The following is a 20,685-nucleotide window of genomic DNA, read 5'->3' as shown; positions in this document are numbered from 1 at the left end:
AACCACCGATGACCCACGATCGCCCGGCACCCGACCTGCTCGCCGTCGCCGCCCGGTGGGCCGACCCGGCCGGCTGGCCGGTCGCACTGCGCTTCGACCCCACCGAGCGCTGGTACGCCCGGCTCGCCACCGCCGACGACCACGAGGTGTGGGCCCTGAGCTGGCTGCCCGGCCAGGGCACCGACCTGCACGACCATGGCGGCTCCGCGGGCGCGTTCCGGGTGGTCGCCGGCGCCCTCACCGAGGAGACGGTCAGCGGTGCGGCGCTGCGCCCCCGTCTGCTGCCCGCCGGCGCTGCCCGCCGCTTCGGCCCCCGCCACGTCCACCAGGTCACCAACCGCGGCCCGGTGCCGGCGGTCAGCGTGCACGTCTACCGGCCGGCGCTGCGCCGGATGACCCGCTACGACCTCCTCGACGGGCGCCTGCGGGTCGCCGAGGTCGCCGAGGCTGGCCGGTCCTGGTGAGCCTCTCGTTCGCACCGCCCTCTCGTCACCGGAAGGAATCGATAATGCAGGTCACCGCCGAGCACTGTCCGGCACCCGTGCCACCGCCGGGCTCCCGGGGCATCGACGAGATCCTGGCCGCCGCGCGAGCCCGCCTGGACCGACTGGACCCGGAGCGGGCGCACCTGGCGTGCCGGGCCGGCGCGTTGCTTGTCGACATCCGGCCGGCCGCCCAGCGGGCCGCGCACGGCGTCGTGCCCGGCTCGCTCACGATCGAGCGCAACGTGCTGGAGTGGCGCTTCGACCCGCGGTGCCCGGCCCGGCTGCCCGAGGCGGTCGACTACGACGTGCCGGTGGTCGTCATCTGCCAGGAGGGCTACACCTCGTCGCTGGCCGCCGCCGCGTTGCAGGACATCGGCCTGCACCGGGCCACCGACGTCGACGGCGGTTTCGCCGCCTGGCGCATCGCCGGCCTGCCGGCGCTCGGCCCCACCCCGCTGCACCGCGCATCCCCCCTCGCGCCCCCGGTCACCGCCGGCTGGGCGCGCCGCTGACCCCCACGCCGCACCGGGCGTGGCGGGCGTACCGCCATCTCAGGAGGCACGATGTCCGTCGTCGCGATCCCCACCCGTCCCTACTCGCCGGGTCACCCGGGCCGGGCCGCCGTCCGCCCGCGTACCGGCCCGACCCTGACCATCACCCTCGACCTGGCCCCCGGGCCGATGAGCCCTCGGTTGGCCCGGCTGGTGCAGCTGCTCGGCGAGCTGGCCGAGGCCGAGGAGGGTCGGCTGCGCCCCGCTGACGACGTGCCGTCGACGCCGCGACCGCTGTCGCGCCCCGCCACCGCCGAGGTGCCCGCCGCCGACACCGACGGGGCCGGTGTGCGCATCCTGGCCGGCTCGCGGGTGGTCCGCCTGGGCGACCGGGTGGTCGCGCTGACCCGCATCGAGTACGACCTGCTGCTCTTCCTCGCCGAGCGTCCGCGCCGGGTCTTCACCCGCCTTCAGCTGCTGTCGAACGTCTGGGGCTACGAACACGCCGTGGCCCGCACCGTGGACGTGCACGTCCGGCGGCTGCGCGCCAAGCTGGCCGGGGCAGAGGTGGTCACGACCGTCTACGGGGTGGGTTACCGGCTGGGCGACGAGGCGCGGATCAGCGTCGACCACACCCGCTGAACAGCGCTCGTGCGGCGGTCCGCAGGCGACGGCGGTGGCATGGTGAACAGGACGGGGACCCCCGTATCGGGGCATCCTGGCGGCTCTGCTGTAATCATCAGGCTTCGTACGCAGAGCGAGCATCCGGCTCCGATGTGTTCGTCAATTGTCACATTCATGCAACGCAGCCGCCTCTTGACCCTCGCCCGGGCGCCCGGAAGCATCGATGAAGCGGCGTCCCGGGCCGTGGGGAGATACCCGGACCAGCCCAAGGAGGACCATGTCGGTCAGCCCCGCCTCGTCGCGCGCCGGATGGCATACGTCCCAACCCGCGGTGCCCGGTCGACCTCCCGGCGGTCAACGCCGCCCGGCGAACACCGCCGCGCCCATGCTCACCGTGACCCTGTCCATCCCGCTGGCCTGTGAGGAGTCGCTGACCCCGCCGGCCCGGCGGCTGCTCGAAGCCGCGCGCGAGATGCTGGAGCGGGGCGAGGGCGTGATCACCAGCTCCGTTCCGGCCGAGCGTCGCGCCGACGGGGTGCCGGCCAACCGAGCGCCCGCCCGAGCCCTCACCCCGACGATCCCCGCCCTGCACATCCTCGCGGCGTCCCGATCGGTGCTGCGCGACGACGAGCCGCTGCCGCTGACCCGGCTGGAGTTCGACCTCCTGCTGCATCTGGTCGCCCACCCCCGCCGGGTGTTCACCCGGCTGCAACTGCTCAACGCCGTCTGGGGCTATGAGCACGCCGGCGTCCGCACCGTCGACGTGCACGTGCGCCGGCTGCGCGGCAAGGTCGGCGTGGACGTTCCCCTGGTCACCACCGTCTACGGCGTCGGCTACCGGCTGGCCGACGACGCCCGCGTCACCGTCGACCGCACCGGCTGACCGTCCGACGACCGCCCGTTCGGCGCGCGGGGCAGGATGGTTCGGTGCGCATCCGTCCCATCTCGCCCGACCTGCTCGTCGCCGAACTGACCGCCCGGCTCGACGACGCCTCCCGCACCGTCGAGCCCGCCCGGCTGCGCGTGGCGATCGACGGCGCCCCCGCCGCCGGCCCGGACGAGCTGGCCGCCGCGCTGGTCGACCCGCTGCGCGCCCGGGGCCGCCCGGTCCTGCACGTACGCGCCGCCGACTTTCTCCGACCCGCCTCGCTGCGCTTCGAACTCGGTCGCACCAACCCGGACGCCTACTACGAGGGCTGGAACGACGAGGCCGGCCTGCGCCGCGAGGTGCTCGACCCGGCCGGCCCCGGCGGCGACGGGCGGGTGCTGCCGTCGCTGTGGGACGCCGTCGCCGACCGGGCCAGCCGCGCCCGGTACGTCGACCTGCCACCCGGCGGCGTGGTCCTGGTCAGCGGCGCGCTCCTGCTCGGTGGGGCGCTGCCCTTCGACGTGACCGTCCACCTTCAGCTGTCTTCGGCGGCGCTGCGCCGCCGCACCGGTCCGGCCGACGAGTGGACCCTGCCGGCCTTCGACCGCTACGCCGAGGAGGTGGTCCCCGCCAGCTTCGCCGACGTGGTGGTACGCGCCGACGACCCCCGTCACCCCGCGCTCGTGCAGGCCGGCGGCAGCTGAGAAATCGTCGGTTTGCGTGTCACGTCCGCCGGGTACTCGCCCGGCTCACAGAGCGCGGGTGACCGCCCGCGTACCGGATGCGACCGTTGACCGGGGCCCACGCCGCCGGCACCCGGTTCACCTTGAGCCACCAGGCCCAGGAAAGGCAGGCAGCGATGCTCGTCCACGACACGGTCGGTACGGGCCGATCCCAGACGGAGATCGACCAGATCCGGCACTCCCTGCAGGCGCGTTACGACGAGCTGACCGCCGAGTACGAGCAGGCCGTGCTGCAGAGTCAGGTGCTGCGTCTGGTGGAGGTCGGTGACACCGCCGGCGACGACCAGGCCGACAGCGGCACCAAGACGGCCGAGCGCGACACCGCGCAGTCCCTGCTGCGGACCATCCTCGACCGGCGCACCCAGTACGAGCACGCCCTGGGCCGCCTCGCCGAGGGCACGTACGGCTGGTGCGAGGGCTGCTCGGCGGCGATCCCGGTGGAGCGCCTGGAGATCTTCCCGGCCGCGACCACCTGCGTGACCTGCAAGCAGACCCGCGAGCGGCGGGCGGCCTGAGCGACGGCAGCGGTTGCCGGTCGGTCCACGACACGATGGACTTCCCCCATGGGTGACATCCTGGTGGGCACCGCGTCCTGGACCGACCGCACACTGCTCGACTCGGGCTGGTATCCCCAGACCGCGGACACGCCGGAGAAGCGCCTGGCGTACTACGCCCGGCAGTTTCCGCTGGTCGAGGTGGACGCGACCTATTACTCACCGCCCGCCGAGGCGACCGCACGGCTGTGGGCCGAGCGCACCCCGGCGGGCTTCACGTTCAACATCAAGGCCTTCAGCCTGCTCACCGGGCATCCCACCCGGGTCGGCGCGCTCTACAAGGACCTGCGGCCGGAGACGGACAAGAAGAACGTCTACCCCGACGACCTGCCCGCGCAGGCGTACGAGGAGGTGTGGACGCGTTTTCTGTCCGCGCTGGACCCGCTGGTCGAGGCGGGCAAGCTCGGGGCGCTGCTGTTCCAGTTCCCGCCCTGGTTCACGATCAAGCGGGCCAACAAGCAGTACCTGCTGGAGGTGGCGAAGCGCTGTGCGCCGCTGCGACCGGCCTACGAGTTCCGCCACGCGTCCTGGTTCGACGGCGACAACGCCGACGAGACCCTCGCCTTCCTCAGCGAGCACCGGCTGCCGTACGTCTGTGTGGACATGCCGCAGGGCCACCGCTCGTCGGTGCCCCCGGTGCTGGCCGCCACCGGCGACCTCGCGGTGATGCGCTTTCACGGCCACAGTGACAAGTGGACCAGCAAGGACATCCACGAGAAGTTCGGCTACCACTACTCCAAGCGGGAGCTGGCCGACTGGGCGCCGAAGCTGCGCGAGCTGGCCGACTCCGCCGGGCAGACCCACGTCCTCATGAACAATTGTTACCGGGACTTCGCCCAGACCAACGCGAAAACCCTCGCGAATCTCCTCGACGTCGGCTGACCTCACCCGATCCGGGTGGGGCCGGCTCACCCGCCCGACCGGCACGGTGGACACGGTGGGTACGGCCGCACGGAGGTGGCCGACGCCGGAGAGGACACGGAGGTGACGGGGGATGACGGTTCGAGTGGTGACGGATCGACGGCGGGGCGCCGTCCTGCACGTGGTCGGCACTGCCGACAACACCCGGCGCGCGCCACAGGGCACCCCGGTACGGGCCCGCCGCGGCCCGGTGGGGCCGCCGCGACGCGCTGACGACCGACGGTGGGACACGACGGAACGGGGGTCGACCGATGGCTGAAGCGATGATCTCCGCTTTCGAGAGTTCGCTGGACAAGACGAACCTGATCCTCAAGGACATCGAGAACGCCTACGGGTGGCCGAAGGAGCAGCGCAACCAGTCGTACGCGGCGCTGCGTACCGTGCTGCACCTGCTGCGCGACCGGTTGCCGGTCAACGAAAGCGTCGAGTTCGCCCAGCAGTTGCCGGTGCTGGTCCGGGGGATCTACTTCGACGGCTGGAACCCGTCGGACGTGCCGATCAAGCTCAACCGCGACGACTTCCTCTACGAGGTCCGGCAGGGCTTCCCGTACGACGTCGAGGGCGGCGCGGAGCGGGTGACGCAGGTGGTGCTGGACACCCTGCGTCGGCACGTCACCCAGGGCGAGTGGCAGGACGTGAAGGACACCATGCCGAAGAATCTCGCCACGTTCATGCCGTGACGCCGTGACGCGTGAGCCCGCCCGACGACGCCGTCGGGCGGGCTCAGCGCTCGGCCGCGTCGGCCTCGGCAGCGGAGGGCACCCGCGACACCGGATGACCGGCCGCGCGGGCCAGCGCCGCGAAGGCGACGGCGTCGGTGACGGCCGCGCCGCCGGGGTCGTTGTTGAAATAGACGTACGCCGGCTCGTCCGCGCCGAACGCGTCGGTGAGCCGGCGAACCCACGAGCCGAGCGCGGTACGACCGTAGTGCGGCCACGGTCGGGCCCGCCCCTCGTGCAGCCGCAGGTAGCCGAAGTCGGTGGTACGCCAGCGGGGCGCCACCGGACGACCGAGGCGATCCGCCCAGACCAGCGCGGCCCGCCGCCGTTCCAGGACGGCACGGGTGGCGTCGGTCCACCATGACGGGTGCCGCGGCTCGACCGCCACCCGCACCTGCGCCGGGAACAGCCGCAGCGTCGCGTCGAGCGCCTCGACGTCCGCCCGCAGGTTCGGTGGCAGTTGCAGCAGCACCGGCCCGAGCCGGTCACCGAGGGCCGTGGCCCGGCCGAGGAACCGGGCCACCGGCTCGGCCGGGTCCCGCAGACGTCTGATGTGGGTGAGGTAGCGGCTCATCTTCACCGCCACGCAGAAGTCCGCCGGTGTCCGCGCCCGCCACGCCGCGAACGTCTCCCGCTCCGGCAGCCGGTAGAAGGCGTTGTTGACCTCGACGGTGGCGAAGCCCGCGGCGAAGTGCTCCAACCAGAGTCGCTGCGGCAGCCGCTGCGGGTAGAAGCGGCCCCGCCAGTCCCGGTACTGCCAACCGGAGGTGCCGACCAGGATCACCTCCCCATCCTGACACCGACCGCCACCGCCCGCGAACCGCCCGTGTCGCCCCGGTTCGGCGTCTACGGTGTGGGTTAGAGAAGATCGCGCGTGGGGTACCACCCGCAGCACGACGGACCCCGGCGTACGGCGGGGCGGCACACCCGAGGGAGTACCGATGGCACTCAACGACGATGACATGCAGACCACGGGCGGCGGAGGCATGGAAGGCCCGGCCGACGGTGGAGCGACCCCGGGTCACCAGGACGGCGGCGCCGATGGTGGCGCGGAGGGTCCGGCCGATGGCGGTGCGACCCCGGGTCACCAGGACGGCGGCGCCGATGGTGGCGCGGAGGGTCCGGCCGACGGTGGCGCGACGCCGGGTCACCAGGACGGTGGCGCTGACGGTGGCGCGGAGGGTCCGGCCGACGGCGGTGCGACCCCGGGTCACCAGGACGGCGGCGCTGACGGCAGCGCCCGGTAACGGACCGTCATGACGCACCTCGACCCGCCGGGCGGCCACGGCCGCCCGGCGGTTCCGTCCGCGGGCGCCACCGCCGCGCTGGCCCGCTGTGTCTCGGTCGAGCCGGCCAAGTTCGCCGCCGCGCACTGGGGGCACACCCCGCTGTTGTCCCGCGCCGCCGAGCTGCCCGACCCGGCCGGCTTCACCGACCTGTTCAGCCCCGCCGACGCCGACGAGATGCTCAGCCGGCGCGGTCTGCGTACCCCGTTCCTGCGGGTCGCCAAGGACGGCCAGCTCGTCCCGGCGGCGCGGTGGACCGGCGGCGGCGGCGCCGGCGCGGAGATCGGCGACCAGGTCCTCGACGAGCGGGTTCTGGAGCAGTACGCCGGCGGCGCCACCCTGGTCCTGCAGGGCCTGCACCGGATCTGGCCGCCGCTTGTCGACTTCGCCCGCGACCTGGGCCTCGCGCTGAACCAGCCGCTGCAGATCAACGCCTACCTCACCCCCGCGGGCAGCCAGGGCTTCGCCGCCCACTACGACACCCACGACGTCTTCGTGCTCCAGGTCGACGGCCGCAAGCACTGGCGGATCCACCCGCCGGTGCTGCCCGACCCGCTGGAGAAGCAGCCGTGGGGCGGCCGCGCCGACGAGGTTTCCGCCACCGCGCAGGGCCCCGCCGCGCTGGACGTGGTGCTCGCCCCCGGCGACGCCCTCTACCTGCCCCGCGGCTGGTTGCACAGCGCGCAGGCCCAGGACGCCAGCTCCCTGCACCTGACCGTGGGCATCCGCGCGCTGACGCGCTATGCCCTGGTCGAAGAGTTGCTCGCGCTGGCCGCCGAGGACCAGCGGCTGCGTGCCAGCCTGCCGTTCGGCACCGACGTGGCCGACCCCGACGCCATCGAGCCGGAGCTGACCGAGACGGTGGAGGCGCTGCGGGACTGGCTGCTGCGCGCCGACCCGGCCGCCGTCGCGGCGCGACTGCGCCACCGCGCCTGGCCGGCCGCCCGACCGGCGCCGATCCGGCCGCTCGCCCAGGCCGGCGCCGTGGCCACGCTGGACGCCGACTCCCGGCTCACCCTGCGTCCGGGCCTGCGCTGGCAGCTCGTGCCGCACGGGTCGGACCAGGTGGCGCTGCGCCTGTTCGACCGCACCATCACCCTGCCGGCGGACTGCGAGCCGGCGGCCCGCGCCCTGCTGGGCGGGACGGTCACCCGCGTCGGTGACCTGCCCGGTCTGCCCGACGACGCCGACCGGGTCACCCTGGCCCGCCGCCTGTTGCGCGAGGCCGTCCTGATCCCGGCCTGACTGAGTCCCACCCCCGGCCTGCCGGGCCGATGTGGCTGACGAGCGGTATACCTCAGAGGCATAAATATGACTCTGAGGTATACCGCTCACCACCGCATTCGCCTCGACGGACGTGACCGACAGTGACCGCCGCCAGCGGGCCCCAGTCGTCGGCTCAGCTCAGCGGCCGAGCACCAGCAGCAGCGCGGTCGCCACCAGGCCGGCGCCGAGCACCACGGTGATCGGGCGGGGGCCGAGCAGCGCGTGCCGGCGGTCGGCCAGCACCCGCGCCGGCACGAGACCGATCAACGGCCCGAGCAGGGTCACCACCAGCGCCAGCACCGGCATCCCGACCGCCAGGTCGCCGCCGTACCCGACGCCGAGCGCCCGCGCGCCGGAGCCCAGCGCGTACGCCACGACCGCGCCGGCCACCCCGCAGAGCGCCAGCAGCGGGTTGACCGAGCTCGGCAGCTCACCGGGCTGCCCGGCCCGGTCGAGCAGGTCCCGGGCCCGGCCGAGCAGCAGCACCGGCTCGCCGGCCGCACTGCCGTTGGTTGGCGCGGGCGGCGCACCGAGACGGCGGGCGCCGAGGCGGGCCCGCACCTGCTGCCACAGGTGCGCCACCTCGGCGTCGACGCGTTCCTGCTCCTCGCGGGCCGCCACCAACTCCTCCTCGGCGCGGCGCACCTGGTCGGCGGCGTCGGCGAGGGCCCGCTCGGCCGCCGCGCACTGCCGCTCGTACCACGTGTGCGCCTCGGCGCGCTGCTCGCGTACCCGGGCGCTCAGCTCGGCCAGTCGCCGCAGCTGCGCCGTGTACGTGTCACTGGTCACCGGTTGGTTCATCGCGACGGTCCATAGGGGATGAGCACCTGGCCGGTGCGGTGCACCGCCCGGTCGAAGAAGAGCCCGCGCCACGGCCGGGGATACCAGTCCGGGCCGCCGGTGCCCGGATAGAGCGACGCGCCCAACTCGCCGCCGTGCGCGTCGAGCGCCACCCAGGCCCCGATCTGGTCGGTGCGGGCGGCCGGGCCGCCCAGGTCCGCGCGCATCCGCGCCACGCCCCGCCACCAGGCCAGCACGTGGGTGCGCCGCTCCGGTCCGTCGTGCAGGATGCGGCGCAGCTGCTCCAGGCCGGTGCGCCGACCCGTGCGCGCGGCGAGGGCGCCGGCGGCCGCGTCGACCGCGAACAGCAGCAGATAGTGCGGGCTGCCGGGGCCGGACAGCCCGTCGGCCGTCTCGGTCATCAACTCGCCGACGGTCTCCTCGTCGTACCAGGAGGCGTCGTCGGCCAGGTCGTCGTAGAGCGCGCGGGCGATCGGATCGGCGTCCGGGTCGAGGCAGGCGATGGAGAACCGGGCGGTGCCCGGCGGGTGTTGGCGGGCCAGCGACCGGGCCGCAGCGTCCAGCACCGCGCACGCCTCGTCCACCCGTGTGCCCAGCACCGCCAGGTTGCGCCCGGGTGCGCGCGGCAGCCGCAGCGCCGCCGAGCGGGACTGCACGTCGATGATCTCGCCGAGCAGGGCCACCGGGTTGCGCGGCGCGCGGCCGTCCGGCGGCGCGGCGAGCGCCCGGAAGTCCGGGGCCTCGTCCAGCCGGGGGATCGCGTCACCGTCGAAGAGCCGGGCCGGCGCGGCGTCCGGCGGGCGCATCCGCCACAGCCGGTGTTGCAGGCCGCTCCACGTCTCCCAGTCGCTTGCCGACGGGATCCGCGCGACCTCGTTGCCCTCCACCATGCCGGACTCGGCGTTGACCACCGCGTGCCAGCGGGGCAGCGACTGCGCCGCGTCGTTGCGCTCGGCCAGGATCCGCAACGCCTTCGGCAGCGCGATCCGCAACGTGAACTGGGCGACCAGCGCCGGACGGCCCCACAGCGCCTCGATGCCCCGCACGTCCTGCGAGGCGAGCACCAGGTGGATGCCCTGCGACCGGCCGCGGCGGGCCAGGTCCTCCAGCAGGTCGGCGGCCTCTCGCGCGACCACGTCCCGGCCGGCCAGCAGCATCTGGAACTCGTCGACCACGGCGACGATCCGGGGCCAGTGCCCGGTCGGGTCGACCGCGCGCAGCTCGGCCAGCTTGGTCACCTCGTGCTTCTTGGCGGCGTCGGCGCGGCGACGCAGCTCCTCGGTGAGGAACCGCAGCAGCGCCAACCCGAACTCCCGGTCGGTGTTGACGTTGATGCCGACCAGACGCATGTGCGGCAGCCAGCTCGGGTCACGCCGGCCCTGCGCGAACCGGGCGAAGGACACCCCCTCCTTGAAGTCCAGCAGATAGAACTCCAGCTCGGCGGGGGAGTAGCGGGCGGCGAGGGCGCCGATCCACGCGAAGATCAGGTTGGTCTTGCCGGTTCCGGACGGTCCGCCGATCAGCGCGTGCGGTGGATAGTCGCCCAGGGTCAGGCGCACCGGTCGGCCCTGCGGCCCCTCGCCGATCGGGGCGGTCAGGCCGCTGGCCGAGTCCTCCCGCCACATCTGCTCCGGTGGGGGCAGCAGGTCGGCGAACGGGGTCGGCGGCGGGCCGGCGTTGACCTGGGCCGCGATCTCCCGGCAGGTCTCGGTGACCAGCGTCGCCGGTGGCGGCGGGTCCAGCCGGACCGACAGGCCGGACGGGCCGCCGATCCGCGCGCCGGACGCCTCGGTCACCACCCGGGTCACCGTCGGGTCGTCCGGCAGGGGGACGCCCCGGACCACCAGGTGCACCCCGCAGGCGGCGCCGGCGCGGACCACTCGTTCGAGCTGGCCGCGTTCGTGCCGGCTCAGCTCGTCGCCGCCGAGCAGCACCGCCACCCGCCAGGGCTCGGGGCGGCGGCCGGTCGCCGCGGCCAGCTCCCGCAGTGAGCCGTGTTCGCCGGCCAGCACCGTCTCGTTGATGCGGCGGATCTGCTCGACCAGGTCGTCCAGCAGCGGGCCCAACCCGCCCGGGCCGACGAAGGTGAGCAGCCCCGCGGTGCCCAGGGGCGCGAACCCGGCCAGGCCGCCGCCGAGGTGCTCCGGGTCGTACCCGACCAGTCGTACCCCGCCCGGGTCGGCGCGGCCGACGGCCCGCAACAGCAGCGCGGACACGACCGCGTCGCAGCCGGCGCGGTCGTCCCCGGACAGGTGCACGTGCCCGGCGTCGAGGAGCGGCACCAGCGCGGGCACCGGGTCGACGTCGTCGATCCGGACCGTGCCGACCCGCAGCGCACCGGGCGGCTCGGCCCGGCGGGTGGGCGTGGGCGTCCAGCCCGGCCAGTCGGCGCCGGCGCAGCCGGGCGCCTCCCGGCGGGCGGCATCGGCGGCGTGGCGGGCCAGCTCGGCGATCCCGGTGGCGTGCCGGGCGTCGATCTCGGCGAGGCGACGGTCCCGTTGGGCGCCCACCCGCTGCGGTACGGCGGCGGCCGCCCGCCGGACCCGGGTCAGCCGTTCGCGGCCCGCCGTCAGCTCGGCCTGGGCGGCCGACAACCGGGTACGCGTGGCACCCAGCGCCTCGGAGAGGGTGTCCCGGATGCGGGTGGCGAGCTGGCCACGCCGGTCAGCCATCGGAACCCCGGCGGGCCGGCGCGTCCCGCCACGGACTGCCGGTCCGCGGCGGCAGCCCGGCGCCCCGCTGCGGCACGACGCCGCCGGACGCCTGCCTACCGCTAACCGCGCCAGGACGTGGACCGACGCCGCCGGAGGGTGGCTCGGGGGACCGTGGATTCGCCTTCGCGGAGCGTTGCTCAGCGGGGCGCGGACCCGCGTCGCCGGGGCGCTGGTCACCGGTGGCCTGCGGCGTGCCGGTGCCGAGGGGCAGGTCCCGGCCGAGGCGAGCGAGCAGCAGCGCGGTCGCCACGCCGGCGGTGACCGCGGAGTCGGCGGCGTGGGGCGGCTCTCCCGACGCGCGGGGTGGCGGCATCCGGCACACCCGGGTCAGCAGCGTCTCCAGCACCGGCGGCGGCAACCCGGGCAGCAGGTCCCGGACCCGCCCGTCCAGCTCGCCGCGCAGCCGGCCGAGGTCGGCGGCGCGGGGCGGATGCCCCAGCAGCTCACCGGCCAGCTCCCGCAGCAGCGGTGGCGCGAGCGCGGCCATGCCGAGCCCCACGTCGGCGGGCGCCCGCCGCAGCTCGGTGCGCAGCCGGTCCCGGTCACCGGCGCGCACCCCGCCGACGACCCGGCGCAGCAGCTCCTGCGAGTCGCGCAGCCGCTCGTCGGGCTCGTCCGCGCCGCCGTCGCGCCCGCCGGTCAACTCGGCCACCCGCACCGACCACCAGCGACGCATCCGAACCTGCTCGGCCTGCTCGGGCACCACGGTGGTCGGCCCATGCGGCGGGGCCGCGTCGTGGCGCGGGTCGCGCTGCTGCGGGCGGGGCGGCGGGGCGCCGTCGGCGGCCAGCCCGATCGCGGCCAGATACGCCGACAGCTGCTCCTGCGCCACCCGCAGCGCGTAGTTGGCGCTCTCGGCGTGCTCGGTCGCGGCGGACAGCTCGGGCACCCCCATCGGGTTGGCCGACTCCTGTCGTACCCAGCGCAGCCGTTCCGCGGCCAGGCCGAACTTCTCCAGGGCCTGCCCGAGCAGGCCGACCGGGAACTCCTCGCTGGCCGCGCGGACCTGGCCGCCGATGTCCTCGATGATGGACACGGTGGCCTACAGGGTGGAGACGTAGAGCTGCGCCTGCTCGACCGCGACCAGTGTCGCGGCGAGACACTCCTCCAGCTCCTGGCTGGCCTGGGTCAGCGACGCCTGGGCCGCCTCGACCGTCTCGTGCCCGCTGCCCTCCAGCGCGCCGGCCAGGGTCTGCTGCGCCTCGGCGAGCTTCTCACCGGCCGCCTGGACGGCTGTCTGCCCGTCGCCGATCTGTTGGAGAGCGACATCGATGGCAGCCTTCAGCTCGGCGACGCTCGCCACGGCGGAACCTCCTGGGGGCGGGGAGATCTCCATTAGAGCTTACTGGCGTCCATGGGAGAACATCCGCCCTGGCGGTGTTCCTGCCCGACTGACCGTTAACCCACCTGAAGTGCCGGGAGTCCGTTCTGTGGGAGTCCCAGTATGAGAACTTCTCAATTATCGCGGAGCCAGCGCGGGCCGTACACCTCGGCGCCGAGGGCGGTGACCCGCTCGCGCAACTCCCGGTCGGCGGTGACGACCAGCCGGCGGCGCTGCGGCGCCGCCTGCACCAGCTCGACCACCGTGTCGTCGCCGGAGCCGGGGGCGGAGACCACGCGGACGTCGTCGGTGCCGGGCACGTCCCGGGCAGCGCCCTCGACCACGAGGACCACCTCGACCGGGGCGGTCAGACGGGCGGGCAGGCCCGTGGCGGCCACCGGGGCCAGGGAGTCCCGCAGCCGGGCGGCGGCCCCGGCCCGGTCCCGCCACCATCCGTTCGGGCGCGAGCCCACCACGTTGGCGCCGTCCACTATCAGCAGCGGGTTCTCAGTCATGGCGTCAGCCTGCCACCTGCGGCCGGCGCCGGCCCGGTGCCACTCCACATCGCTGTGGGCGCCGCCGCCTGCGGCGTTTGTCGGGCCGAGCGCCGGGTAGCCCCTGGCGACCGTGCCGCGCCCGACTGCGGAGGACAGACATGATGGGACCCGGTGACCCTGGCTCCGACCCGTGGGACGAATTCCTGGCCCGGTACTTCGGCCGGGGTGAGGGAGGACGCCGACCGCCGCACCGGGTCGACATCACCCGACTGATGACGGCCGACGCCCGGGAGATGCTGGCCGACGCGGCCCGCCGCGCCGCGCAGCGGCAGAGCAACGACCTGGACACCGACCACCTGCTCTGGGCTGCGCTGCAACGCGAACCCCTGCGCGACCTGGTACGCCGGGCCGGCGCCGACCCGGACACCCTGCTCAACGCGCTGGGCGGCAAGGGCGACGGCGCGCCGCGCGGGGAGGTGCCGCCCAACCTGTCGCTGACCCCGGCGGCCAAGCGGGCGCTGCTCGACGCCCACCAACTGTCCCGGGCGATGGGGGCCAACTACATCGGCCCCGAGCACATCCTGATGGCCCTGCCGCTCAACCCCGAGTCGCCGGCCGGGCGGATGCTGGCCGCCGGTCGGATCCAGCCCGAGTCGTTGCAGGCCGCCAACGCCGAACGCGGCCCGATGACCGGGCCGAAGCCGGACCGCGGCACACCCACCCTGGACCAGTACGGGCAGGACCTCACCGACCTGGCCCGCGCCGACCAGATCGACCCGGTGATCGGGCGGGCGGACGAGATCGAGCAGGCGGTGGAGATCCTGTCCCGGCGGACCAAGAACAACCCGGTGCTGATCGGCGAGGCCGGTGTCGGCAAGACCGCGATCGTCGAGGGTCTGGCCGAGCGGATCTGCGACGGCGACGTGCCGCAGACCCTGCTCGGCAAGCGGGTGGTGCAGCTCGACCTCGCCGGCCTGGTCGCCGGCACCCGCTACCGGGGTGACTTCGAGGAGCGCCTCAAGAAGGTGATCGACGAGATCCGGGCGCACCGGGACGAGCTGATCATTTTCCTCGACGAGATCCACACCCTGGTCGGCGCCGGTGGGGCCGGCAGCGAGGGCGGAATGGACGCGTCCAACATGCTCAAGCCCGCCCTCGCGCGGGGCGAACTGCGGGTGATCGGCGCGACCACGCTCGACGAGTACCGCAAGAGCATCGAGAAGGACGCCGCGCTGGCCCGGCGGTTCCAGCCGGTGCTGGTGCCCGAGCCCAGCGTCGACGACACCATCGCCATCCTGCGTGGCCTGCGCGACCGGTACGAGGCCCACCACCAGGTGCGCTTCACCGACGAGGCGCTGGTCGCCGCCGCCGAGCTGTCCGACCGGTACGTCACCGACCGGTTCCTGCCGGACAAGGCCATCGACCTGATCGACCAGGCCGGCGCCCGGGTCCGGCTGCGCACCCGCACCCCGGCGTCCGACGTGCGGGAGCTGGAACAGCAGCTCGACGACGTACGCCGGGACAAGGAGCAGGCCGTCACCGACGAGCAGTACGAACGGGCCTCGGCGCTGCGGGACCGGATCTCCGAGCTGGAGGAGGAGATGCGCCGCGCGAGGGGCGCTGACGGCTCGACCTCGCAGGTGCCCGAGGTGGGCCCGCAGGAGATCGCCGAGGTGGTCTCCCGGGCCACCGGCATCCCGGTCAGCCAGCTCACCGAGGAGGAACGCGACCGGCTGCTGCGCCTGGAGGGCCACCTGCACGAGAGGGTGGTCGGCCAGGACGCCGCGGTCACCGCTGTGGCCGAGGCGGTGCGTCGCTCCCGGGCCGGGCTGGCCGACCCGGAACGCCCGATGGGCAGCTTCCTGTTCCTGGGCCCCACCGGCGTCGGCAAGACCGAGCTGGCCCGCGCCCTGGCCGAGGCGTTGTTCGGCGAGGCGGACCGGATGGTCCGGGTGGACATGAGCGAGTTCCAGGAGCGGCACACGGTCAGCCGGCTGGTCGGCGCCCCACCCGGGTACGTCGGCTACGAGGAGGCCGGTCAGCTCACCGAGGCGGTGCGCCGCCGCCCGTACGCGGTGGTGCTGCTCGACGAGATCGAGAAGGCCCACCCCGACGTGTTCAACATCCTGCTCCAGGTGCTCGACGACGGGCGGCTCACCGACAGCCAGGGCCGCACGGTGAACTTCAAGAACACCGTCCTGATCATGACGAGCAACCTCGGCTCCGAGTTGATCACCGGAACCCAGCGGGCCGTCGGGTTCGGCACCGGCGCGCCCGGCAGCGAGCAGGAGAACGACGAGCTGCGCGAACGGCTGATGCGCCGCCTGCAGGAGAACTTCCGGCCGGAGTTCCTCAACCGCATCGACGAGGTCATCATCTTCCGCCGGCTGGAGGCCGAGCAGTTGCGCGACATCACCGCGCTGCTGCTGGAGGAGACCCGCCGCCGGTTGCACGCCCAGGACATCCAGGTGGAGTTCACCACCGCCGGCATCGACTGGCTGGCCGAGCACGGCTACCAGCCGGAGTTCGGGGCCCGTCCGCTGCGCCGGGTCATCCAGCGGGAGGTGGACAACCACCTGTCGCGGATGCTGCTGGAGTCGGCGATCTCGCCCGGGCAGAAGGTCATCGTGGACGCCCGCGACGGGCAGCTCACCTTCGACGTGACCGCAGGTGAGCGGGGGTACACCGCCGCCACGACAACACACCCGCGATGACCGGGCCGGCGCGACGAGACGACCACGAGGACCCGCGTGAGCACGCGGAGTCCGCCAAGCCCCGGGACGAGGACGACGACGAGGACCATCCCGACCCGATCCTGGCGCCCCCGACCGCGAACCCGCGCCGCACGCGGGTGCCCGCCGAGGGCCTGCATCCGAAGACCGACCAGGACGACCCGGAGACGTCGGGTCACCATCGTCGAGAGGAGACCTGATGGTACGCGACACGCGGATCGACCCCGAGGTGGAAGTGCTCTGGGAGGACTTCCACGCCGAGGTCAACGTCCCGTCGGAGCAGCTGCGCACCTGGCTGCTGACCCGGGGCTCCGGCGAGGAGTCGTTCAGCCCGAACCCGGACCTCGACCTGCCCCAGCCGGGACGGGAGATCCTCAAGGTGCTCAACAAGCGCAAGGTCGACCTGACCCCGGAGGACATCGAGGTGATGCGGGAGGCGGTCGAGCGGATCCGCGAGCTGATGGACGCCAAGCCCCAGCGCGGCAACGCCGACGACAAGTGGCGGCACTCGCTGCTCGACCTCGGCCACGACCCTCTCGTCGAACGCTGAGCGATGCCGTACGCGACGGTGCCGTCCCGGGTGCGGGGCGGCACCGTCGCATGCCGCTACTGGCCCTGGTCGGACTCCAGGCTGCCGATGGTCAGCCCCGCCGCGTCGGCGGCGGCGTCGCGCTCGCCCCGGGTCTGGTCCTCCCGGGTGAGCAGGTTGGCGTACTCGGTGACGTCGGCCGGGTCGGGCACCTCCGGCAGCCGGCGCAGGAACGCCTCCACCTGGCGGGTGGCGGCGGTGTGCGCGGCGGCGGCCTGGCGGAGCAGTTCCCGGTCGTCGGCGGGCGGGTAGAGATCGGTCATGTCCGCCAGATACCCCGACAGCGGCCGTTCGCACCGCCACCGACCAGGCAGTAGCCGACGTCCCGGTCGCGTGGCCGGGACTACTCGCCCGGGTGGGGGTGGCCGGTGATGCCGTCCAGGATGGTGGTCAGGTTGTGGTCGAAGGTCTCCTCGGCGCTGAGGTGGGCGCCCTCGATGACGAGCCGGGCGACGGTGGGGTAGCGACCGGTGTCGAGCATGCGGGTCAGGTACGGGCCGAGGCTGGCCTGCCAGGCGCTGACATCGGTGCCGGTGAAGCGGGCGGTGCGCCGCTCGGTGACCTCTCGGCGCAGGGCGCCGACGACGAAGGCGTTGAGGGCGCCCAGGGCCCGCTGGAGGTCGTCGATGTCGCGTATGCCGGGGGCCTGGCTGAGGGCCGCCGCGCTCATCTCGCCCACGGCCAGCGCGTGCGGGCCCAGGTGTGGCCGCCCGCCGAGCAGGTCGGAGAACCACTCGTGGTCGAGGGCGGCGGCGCGGGTCCGCCGAAAGACGGCCAGCACCGTGGCCCGCCACCCGGAGTGCTGGCCGGTCTCGGCGATCTGGGCATAGACGGCGTCGACCATCAGGTCGAGCAGTTCCGATTTGTTGGCCACGTAGTCGTAGAGCCGCATCGGACCGACGCCGAGCTCTTTGGCGATCTTGCGAACCGACAGTCCGTCGAGGCCGTGCGCGTCGGCGAGCCGGATCGCCGTGGCGGCGATCTTCGCGCGGCTCAACGGCACCGGCGTCGCCCGGGGCTGGGGCTCCGGGCGTTCCCAGATGGGCACGACCTCGCTACTGTACGATGTATCCACGCGATACAGTGTACGGTAAGGGCATGAGGATGCGACTGGCGATCGCCGGTGGTGGCCTGGGCGGCCTGACGCTGGCACGGATCCTGCACCGGCACGGCATCGACGCGGTGGTCTACGAACGCGAGGCGAGTCGATCCGCACGCTCCCAGGGCGGAATGCTCGACCTGCACCCGGAGTCCGGGCAACTGGCCCTCGCCGAGGCGGGTCTCGACGACCGGTTCCGCTCCGAGGCGCGGCCCGAGGGCGAGGAACATCGCATCCTCGACCCGGCCGGGCGCACCCTCGTGCACCACACGCCCCGCCCCGGCTCGTTCGCCGGCCGCCCCGAGATCGACCGCACCGTCCTGCGTGATCTCCTGCTCGACTCGCTGCCGCCCGACGCGGTGGCGTGGCGGCACCGCCTCGTCGCGGCGACGCCACGACCGGGCGGGGGCTTCGGGTTGACCTTCGACGGCGGCCACCGCGCCGACTGCGACATCCTGGTCGGCGCGGACGGCGCGCGCTCGGTCGTCCGGGCGCTGCTGACCGACGCGGGACTGTCCCACGTGTCCAGCCACGTGGAGCTGACCATCGACGACGCCGACCGACGCCACCCGGATCTCGCCGAGCTGGTCGGCCCGGGAAACCTGTGGTGCGTCGGCGTGAACCAGATCCTCGCGGCGCAACGCCTCGGCGACGGCAGCATCCGGGTCGGGATCTCCCTGCCCGCCGACGACCGCGACCTCGACGCCTACCGTGACACGCGTGCCCTGCTGGACCTGTTCGACGGCTGGGACGCCCGTCTCACCGCCCTCATCGACGCGGCCGACAGCCCGCCGACGCCGCGCCGGGTCGAGGCGATGCCGGTCGGCGCGCGCTGGGCCCACCGGCCGGGAACCACGCTTCTCGGCGACGCCGCGCACCTCATGCCGCCGGTCGGCGAGGGCGCCAACCAGGCCATGCTGGACGCCGCCGAACTCGCACGCGAACTCGCCGCCAACCCCGCCGACCCGGACGCGGCGATCCGGGCGTACGAGGAGGCGATGTTCGCGAGGATCGAGCCGATCGCCGAGATGTGCGCACGAGTTCAGGCGATGATGCTGTCCCCGACGGCGGCCGACGACCTCGTCCGCTTCTTCACGCCACGGTCCGCCAAACCCTCTTCCGGGGACGAGGAACCCGTCGCCGCGCCCCGCTAGACCTCCCGTGGGCCCTCACACCCCGCTGGGCTGCCGGACGCCGAAACCCGGATTGCGCACCAGCCAGTCCAGGTAGGTGGGGTGCGGGGCCAGCGAGTCGGTGTACGCCGCCTTCGCCGTCGCCAGCACCAGCTCCGCGTCCTCGGCGGCGGGCGAGTCCGGATGCCACCCCAGCAGCAGCCGCCAGCGCAGCGGGACACCGGCCAGCCGCCGGGTGACCAGGCCGGCGACCGGGCGGAACGTCGCCTGGCAAAGGGCCACCGCCACGCCCGCCTCCACCAGGTCGACACAGCCGCGGATGTCGGTCTCGTACACCTTGCGGGGGGTGAAGCCGGCGCGGGCGCACGCGGCGGCGAAACAGTCGCCGAAGCAGCCGTCGCCCGGCGCGGCCACCCACTGCTCGTGACCCAGGTCCGCCAGGCGCACCTCGGCCCGCTCCGCGAGCGGGTGGGTCTCCGGCAGCAGCACCAGCACCGGGTCGATGGCCACCTCCCGCCAGCGCAACCCGAACGCGGCCGACGGGGTGGCGTCGCCGCACACGCCGGTGAGGGCGAAGTCCAACCGCCCGCCGGCCACCAACTGCGCCAGCTCGTCGACCGACCACGAGGCGTACGTGGTGATCTGGGCCGGTGGCTGCTCGGCGGCCAGCCGGTGCACCAACCGGCCCAGGATCGGGCTGTTCACCCCGCCGAGGCGGTAGCAGCGAGGCGCCGCGCCCGCCCCGGCGAGCCGTGCCGCCTCGTCCTGCAGGCCCTTCATCGCCGGCAGCAGCACCCGGGCCCGGGCGAGCACCAGCTCACCGAGCGCGGTGGGCCGGGCGCCGCGCCGATCCCGGTCGAACAGCGGCCCGCCCAGCGTCCGCTCGATCCGCTGGAGCTGAGCGGTGAGCGCCGGCTGGGCGAGCCCGAGCGCCGACGCCGCCTTGGTCACACTCCCTGTCTCCGCGATCGCGCAGACCACCCGCAGGTGTCGCAGCTCCAGGTTCATACGGTGACGGTAGGACCACGTCGCAGCCTGCGGAAGAGGCCAAGCGAATCGGTGACGTTGAATGCATTTCGTGGCGCGGCCCGCGCTTCAGTCGCGCGGCGGCTCCGGCAGGTCGGCCAGGTACGTCGGCCGCCGCGTCACCGCGTCGCGGACCTTGTCCACCACACCCACCGCCGGCTCGACGATCCGGTTCCACGGCGGCGTGGCCGGGGTGCCCGGGTGCGGCCGGGTCGGCGCGGCCTCCTCGGCGATCTCCAACCGGTTGCCCAGCCGGATCAGCTCCTCCCCGGTGGCCACCGCGCGCAACTCGGCCACCAGCGCGCCCACCCCGTCGACGTGCCGGCGGACCCGCTCGGCGACCTCGGTCAGGGTCTCGTCGGACAGCCCCTTCAGGGCCGCCAGCAGCGCGGCGTCAGCGTCGATCTCCGCGTCCACCCGGTCGGCCTGGGCCGGCAGCGCCGCCCGCACCGCCGGCAGCAGGTACTGCTCCTCGGCGGAGACGTGCCGCGACAGCGCGGCCGTGAGCACCGCCAGCCCCTCCTGCGGGGTGGCGTCCGGGCCGGTCAGCTGGTCCACGAGAGCCAGCAGCTGCCGGTGTTCGCGGTCCACGATGTCGGCGATGCTGCGGCCACCGGGCCGGTAACCCTCCTCGGATGCGGGCGCGGGCGGCAACGGGGGCAGGGGGACGGCGGACATGGTGCCCTCCTCGACTGGCGGGCGGAAGCTCCGGCAGGGGATGTGCGGTCGTGGGCGGCGGTACCCGAACGCGGACGCCGCGAAACCGGCACGCGGATCCGCCGAGGTGAATGCCCGGCCCCGGCACGCCGGTGCGCC

General features: G+C 74.2%; 24 protein-coding genes. 14 read left to right on the top strand and 10 right to left on the bottom strand.

Features of this window, described 5'->3' with window-relative positions:
* Positions 1-8 precede the first annotated feature (8 nt).
* The 8 genes from ACFYPR_RS27395 to ACFYPR_RS27360 all read left to right on the top strand — a co-directional run bounded on the left by ACFYPR_RS27395 (position 9) and on the right by ACFYPR_RS27360 (position 5,366).
* Positions 9-464 carry a cysteine dioxygenase family protein gene (locus tag ACFYPR_RS27395; RefSeq protein WP_354860325.1) on the top strand — a complete coding sequence of 152 codons (456 nt, stop codon included), beginning with the start codon at positions 9-11 and terminating at the stop codon, positions 462-464.
* Positions 465-508: 44 nt separating this feature from the next.
* Positions 509-997: a rhodanese-like domain-containing protein gene (locus tag ACFYPR_RS27390; protein ID WP_354860327.1), complete on the top strand. Its 489-nt coding sequence runs from the start codon at positions 509-511 to the stop codon at positions 995-997.
* A gap of 51 nt (positions 998-1,048) precedes the next feature.
* Complete coding sequence (locus ACFYPR_RS27385) at positions 1,049-1,618, top strand: winged helix-turn-helix domain-containing protein (protein ID WP_387263216.1); 570 nt, start codon at positions 1,049-1,051, stop codon at positions 1,616-1,618.
* 259 nt (positions 1,619-1,877) lie between these two features.
* Positions 1,878-2,483, top strand: coding sequence for a winged helix-turn-helix domain-containing protein (locus ACFYPR_RS27380; RefSeq protein ID WP_363940473.1), 606 nt, complete (start codon positions 1,878-1,880; stop codon positions 2,481-2,483).
* A gap of 44 nt (positions 2,484-2,527) precedes the next feature.
* A complete protein-coding gene (locus ACFYPR_RS27375) occupies positions 2,528-3,172 on the top strand; it encodes a uridine kinase (RefSeq protein ID WP_387182408.1) in 645 nt (214 codons plus the stop codon).
* Positions 3,173-3,327: 155 nt separating this feature from the next.
* Positions 3,328-3,726, top strand: coding sequence for a TraR/DksA C4-type zinc finger protein (locus ACFYPR_RS27370; RefSeq protein WP_007459738.1), 399 nt, complete (start codon positions 3,328-3,330; stop codon positions 3,724-3,726).
* Positions 3,727-3,774: 48 nt separating this feature from the next.
* On the top strand, positions 3,775-4,647 hold the full coding sequence (locus ACFYPR_RS27365) for a DUF72 domain-containing protein (protein ID WP_354860334.1): 873 nt from the start codon (positions 3,775-3,777) through the stop codon (positions 4,645-4,647).
* 290 nt (positions 4,648-4,937) lie between these two features.
* Positions 4,938-5,366: a DUF2267 domain-containing protein gene (locus ACFYPR_RS27360; RefSeq protein ID WP_354860335.1), complete on the top strand. Its 429-nt coding sequence runs from the start codon at positions 4,938-4,940 to the stop codon at positions 5,364-5,366.
* 43 nt (positions 5,367-5,409) lie between these two features.
* Here the strand turns inward: ACFYPR_RS27360 and ACFYPR_RS27355 are convergent, their stop codons facing one another.
* Positions 5,410-6,189: a DUF72 domain-containing protein gene (locus ACFYPR_RS27355; protein ID WP_354860337.1), complete on the bottom strand. Its 780-nt coding sequence runs from the start codon at positions 6,187-6,189 to the stop codon at positions 5,410-5,412.
* A gap of 157 nt (positions 6,190-6,346) precedes the next feature.
* Between ACFYPR_RS27355 and ACFYPR_RS27350 the strand changes: the two genes are divergently transcribed.
* Both ACFYPR_RS27350 and ACFYPR_RS27345 read left to right on the top strand, forming a co-directional pair.
* Complete coding sequence (locus tag ACFYPR_RS27350; RefSeq protein ID WP_355067269.1) at positions 6,347-6,652, top strand: hypothetical protein; 306 nt, start codon at positions 6,347-6,349, stop codon at positions 6,650-6,652.
* Between the two features lie 9 nt (positions 6,653-6,661).
* A complete protein-coding gene (locus tag ACFYPR_RS27345; protein ID WP_387263213.1) occupies positions 6,662-7,936 on the top strand; it encodes a cupin domain-containing protein in 1,275 nt (424 codons plus the stop codon).
* Positions 7,937-8,095: 159 nt separating this feature from the next.
* Here ACFYPR_RS27345 and ACFYPR_RS27340 read toward each other — a convergent pair whose 3' ends face one another.
* The 5 genes from ACFYPR_RS27340 to ACFYPR_RS27320 form a co-directional block, all read right to left on the bottom strand.
* Entirely contained in the window at positions 8,096-8,758 is a 663-nt protein-coding gene (locus tag ACFYPR_RS27340) for a hypothetical protein (RefSeq protein ID WP_387263211.1), read from the bottom strand.
* Complete coding sequence (locus ACFYPR_RS27335; RefSeq protein ID WP_387263209.1) at positions 8,755-11,430, bottom strand: FtsK/SpoIIIE domain-containing protein; 2,676 nt, start codon at positions 11,428-11,430, stop codon at positions 8,755-8,757. Before ACFYPR_RS27335 ends, ACFYPR_RS27340 begins: the two co-directional genes overlap by 4 nt.
* Entirely contained in the window at positions 11,423-12,508 is a 1,086-nt protein-coding gene (locus tag ACFYPR_RS27330) for a hypothetical protein (protein ID WP_387263207.1), read from the bottom strand. The genes ACFYPR_RS27335 and ACFYPR_RS27330 overlap by 8 nt, the downstream gene beginning before the upstream one ends.
* 6 nt (positions 12,509-12,514) lie before the next feature.
* Entirely contained in the window at positions 12,515-12,775 is a 261-nt protein-coding gene (locus tag ACFYPR_RS27325) for a hypothetical protein (protein WP_007076395.1), read from the bottom strand.
* Between the two features lie 152 nt (positions 12,776-12,927).
* A complete protein-coding gene (locus ACFYPR_RS27320; RefSeq protein ID WP_234582026.1) occupies positions 12,928-13,308 on the bottom strand; it encodes a hypothetical protein in 381 nt (126 codons plus the stop codon).
* A gap of 140 nt (positions 13,309-13,448) precedes the next feature.
* Between ACFYPR_RS27320 and ACFYPR_RS27315 the strand changes: the two genes are divergently transcribed.
* From ACFYPR_RS27315 to ACFYPR_RS27305, 3 genes are read left to right on the top strand one after another with little or no spacing between them, the layout of a single operon-like run.
* Entirely contained in the window at positions 13,449-16,004 is a 2,556-nt protein-coding gene (locus tag ACFYPR_RS27315; RefSeq protein WP_354860346.1) for an ATP-dependent Clp protease ATP-binding subunit, read from the top strand.
* Entirely contained in the window at positions 16,001-16,222 is a 222-nt protein-coding gene (locus tag ACFYPR_RS27310; protein ID WP_354860347.1) for a hypothetical protein, read from the top strand. Before ACFYPR_RS27315 ends, ACFYPR_RS27310 begins: the two co-directional genes overlap by 4 nt.
* The gene (locus ACFYPR_RS27305; RefSeq protein WP_354860348.1) at positions 16,222-16,572 is read left to right on the top strand and encodes a DUF3140 domain-containing protein; all 351 of its coding nucleotides are present in this window, start codon (positions 16,222-16,224) and stop codon (positions 16,570-16,572) included. Before ACFYPR_RS27310 ends, ACFYPR_RS27305 begins: the two co-directional genes overlap by 1 nt.
* A gap of 56 nt (positions 16,573-16,628) precedes the next feature.
* Here ACFYPR_RS27305 and ACFYPR_RS27300 read toward each other — a convergent pair whose 3' ends face one another.
* Both ACFYPR_RS27300 and ACFYPR_RS27295 read right to left on the bottom strand, forming a co-directional pair.
* Positions 16,629-16,874 (bottom strand): hypothetical protein, encoded by a 246-nt coding sequence (locus ACFYPR_RS27300; RefSeq protein WP_234582022.1) that lies wholly within the window; start codon positions 16,872-16,874, stop codon positions 16,629-16,631.
* A gap of 80 nt (positions 16,875-16,954) precedes the next feature.
* Positions 16,955-17,686, bottom strand: a complete 732-nt coding sequence (locus tag ACFYPR_RS27295) for a TetR/AcrR family transcriptional regulator (protein ID WP_387263204.1) — start codon at positions 17,684-17,686, stop codon at positions 16,955-16,957.
* A gap of 23 nt (positions 17,687-17,709) precedes the next feature.
* Between ACFYPR_RS27295 and ACFYPR_RS27290 the strand changes: the two genes are divergently transcribed.
* Positions 17,710-18,864, top strand: coding sequence for an FAD-dependent monooxygenase (locus tag ACFYPR_RS27290; RefSeq protein WP_354860351.1), 1,155 nt, complete (start codon positions 17,710-17,712; stop codon positions 18,862-18,864).
* Positions 18,865-18,879: 15 nt separating this feature from the next.
* On the opposite strand, the gene ACFYPR_RS27285 is transcribed toward ACFYPR_RS27290, so the two are convergent.
* Positions 18,880-19,851 carry a LysR family transcriptional regulator gene (locus tag ACFYPR_RS27285; protein WP_387182390.1) on the bottom strand — a complete coding sequence of 324 codons (972 nt, stop codon included), beginning with the start codon at positions 19,849-19,851 and terminating at the stop codon, positions 18,880-18,882.
* 87 nt (positions 19,852-19,938) lie between these two features.
* Positions 19,939-20,547, bottom strand: coding sequence for a hemerythrin domain-containing protein (locus tag ACFYPR_RS27280; RefSeq protein ID WP_354860353.1), 609 nt, complete (start codon positions 20,545-20,547; stop codon positions 19,939-19,941).
* Positions 20,548-20,685: the final 138 nt, after the last annotated feature.

Source organism: Micromonospora sp. NPDC005254, from assembly GCF_042872525.1.
Classification (GTDB): Bacteria; Actinomycetota; Actinomycetes; order Mycobacteriales; family Micromonosporaceae; genus Micromonospora.
Note: the sequence above shows the minus strand (reverse complement) of the source record. Positions and strands in the feature narration are given on the sequence as shown.